Source organism: Vibrio sp. 10N.286.49.C3 (assembly GCF_041469545.1).
Taxonomy (GTDB): Bacteria; Pseudomonadota; Gammaproteobacteria; order Enterobacterales; family Vibrionaceae; genus Vibrio; species Vibrio tasmaniensis_A.
In genome coordinates this window covers 1-2,853 of sequence record NZ_JBFRKT010000084.1, presented here as the reverse complement: position 1 = coordinate 2,853, position 2,853 = coordinate 1, and the positions used below count along the sequence as shown (strand labels likewise).

The window sequence follows — 2,853 nt, the reverse complement described above, 5'->3', positions numbered from 1 at the left end:
ATGTGGCTACTGAAAATGAAGTTCTACTTGGTTTTGCGTGTTCCCAGCAGTACAGAGCGATGACCGCATTTGAAGAAACAGCGGAAGTAACTGTTTATTTGGCGCAAGCAGCCAAGGGTAAAGGTTTAGGTTCAAAGCTGTATTCTCAACTGTTTTCATCTATTCACACGTACGGTATCCATCGAGTATTGTCAGGTATTGCGTTACCAAATGACGCCTCAATCGCTCTACATAAACGTTTCGGGTTTAGAGAGGTTGGTGTTTTTAATGAGTACGCAAAGAAAAATGGTCAGTACATTAGCTCCATGTGGCTAGAAAAGTCGTTAAACGCAGAGTCCGCTTTATAACAAGCAATTTAAGCAGACTGTCAACGCTTGGCATTTTCAACTCGTTTTAGCTTCAGTGATTACGGTGTTAAGTTTGAGTATATCGGTAGCGTTGTCAGCTACTTAATTGGGCGTTAGGTAGTCAATTGAGTTTGGAGTAATAATGAAAAGAGTATTATTGTTAGGGGCTGGTTTTTCCTATGAATTAGGAATGCCTTTAGCATCAGAACTAACTCAAGTCTTTCTTGGTGTTTTTACTGAGAGTTTTGCGAATAAACTTGTGGAACGACTCGCTATGAATGAGCCATTTGGTTCAGATAGACCAGTTAACTTGGAAGCTATGAAAGAAGTAATGAATCTGGTTCATGACTACCAACGTCAAGGCGGTAACAACTATGAAGAGCTGTTAGCGAATATACAAAACTTAAAGAAGCAGCCCGGAAAAACACTTTCAGATACAGACTCCTATCATTATATGTTTGGCGTTTTTTACTCAGTAATTCATGAAATCTTGAATTTTTATCAAATAGTTACATATTCAAAGATCTATCCACAGACCTTTGCTAGTTTTAGAAAGCTAGCAGCATTATGCGCTAAAGATGAAACATGGGTGTTTACCTTGAATCATGATATGTACCTTGAGTGTTTAGCGTTGGATTTGAATATTCCAATCACCTACGGTGATGGTAATAAAATTACCTTTCCGAAGAGCAACAAGGAAATGGATAATCTAATTCATTTTACTTACTCAAACAGAGAACAATTAGGTGCTAGCAAACACCAAATGTTCTTTGAAAAAGAACGTGGGATCAACCTAGTAAAACTGCATGGTGGCTTATCTGAACTTCAATATAAAGATGGTTCTCAATTATTGAATCAGTCTTTATCGTTGAGTCATTCGGTGGAGTTAATGAAAAACTTCACGAATATTCAAAGTATGTGTTACTACAAAGGTGACTCCCTTATCCCAAGCAGCAAAGATAAAGTTGTTTCCAATTTGGACGGAGAGTTAGATATTTTAGTCCAGTCAATGCTTACTGGTGGAAGTAAGTACAGTCTAACGACTAACGAAAAGCAAGGGGAAGAAAAGCTCAAGTTGCTAGTTGATAATATATCTAATGCCTCTGAGCTAGTTATTATTGGGTATGGCTTTGGTGATAAACATATTAATTATCGGCTATCTAATGCAATGGTTCTGAATCAGAATCTCAAGATCACTATCGTTGACCCAATTAACAAGCCAACTCCAGAAATTCTTGAGCAATTTAACTATGATAGACGGATTAAAGTTGTGACGTGTGGCGCTCCTCAATGGTTGGAATACTTTGAAAATGAAACTTGGAGCGCTGAGGTCACTGAGTTTTTAGAAAAGAGTAAGGGTTTAAGGCAAGCAGTTTTTGAGGAAGTAAAAGCGACGTATTGTCGTTCAACTACCTAACAAAGCGTTTAAGACAGATTCCCAACGCATGGCATTTTTCATTCCATCGTTGGGTTTTGTGTTTACGGTGGTATGGTTAGGTTTAGTGGTGGCGTTGCTCACTACTTAACGCGGCGTTAGGTGTTAAGGCTGCGTATAGTATGGTTAGCAACTCTATGACATTTGAGGGGATGTATGGATTCTTTTATGGAAGATGTAGTAACTGCGATAAATAACATAAGTGAGTATTATTATAATGTTCCAGATGTTTATCATGACGGAGAAAAGGTAGTCGAAACAGATGTAATTAAGACTTATGAATTAAATTTTGTTAATGCTTTTTCAAATCAATTTTCAAAAATTACTGGTGATAATCAAGAATATAAAAGATTCAATATGGAAGTTGAAATTCCTAAGAGTTTTATGTGGCCTCAAGACGCAGATGGTTCAATCAAAGCAACTTGGCAGGAGCTAAAAAAGGAGTTTTCTGACGTTGACATGGATAAAAAATTTTTAACTAAACCTGATTTTATATTTCATGCAGATCGAAATAATGATTCATATGAAAATCAGAAGCTTATAGTTGAAGCTAAGGTTAATTCTCAAGCGCCAGTAAATGAAATATACAAAGATATTTTTCATACACTTATTTACGCTAATAAATACAACTTTCAATATAGTGTTGTATTAATGATTAACTACAAAAAAGACACATGGATTACGAAATATAAACAGTACTTAGAAAATGGGTATTACATTGGTCAAAAAACAAAACATAAAAATATCTATGTTATATTTAAATATTCATACAATTCTAATGTGGAAGTTATAAAGTTATCAGATCTCTTTAAGGAATATACAGTCACAAGCTCTTGTGAAAATATTGTTTGCTTGAACTGTGGTTCCCCAATGATAAAAAGAGTTGCTCGTTCTGGTTTCAATATAGGCAATGAGTTTTGGGGGTGTAAAACATTTCCCCAATGCCGAGCAGTAATCAACATAGAAAATACCTAACAAGTTAATTAAACGGAATAAAAACAGTTGGTCATCGCTTCGCGATTTTAACCAACCATTTTTATCCGCTTATTAAGGCGTTATATGAAAAGATAG

Annotated in this window: 3 protein-coding genes; all 3 read left to right on the top strand. The window is 35.7% G+C overall.

Going from position 1 to position 2,853, the window contains the following annotated elements:
* A partial coding sequence (locus AB4180_RS22205; protein ID WP_372081995.1) for an N-acetyltransferase family protein occupies window positions 1-347 on the top strand: 347 nt, incomplete at its 5' end.
* 142 nt (window positions 348-489) lie between these two features.
* Window positions 490-1,764 carry a hypothetical protein gene (locus AB4180_RS22200; protein WP_102250514.1) on the top strand — a complete coding sequence of 425 codons (1,275 nt, stop codon included), beginning with the start codon at window positions 490-492 and terminating at the stop codon, window positions 1,762-1,764.
* Window positions 1,765-1,950: 186 nt separating this feature from the next.
* Window positions 1,951-2,757, top strand: coding sequence for a topoisomerase DNA-binding C4 zinc finger domain-containing protein (locus AB4180_RS22195; protein WP_102250513.1), 807 nt, complete (start codon window positions 1,951-1,953; stop codon window positions 2,755-2,757).
* Window positions 2,758-2,853: the final 96 nt, after the last annotated feature.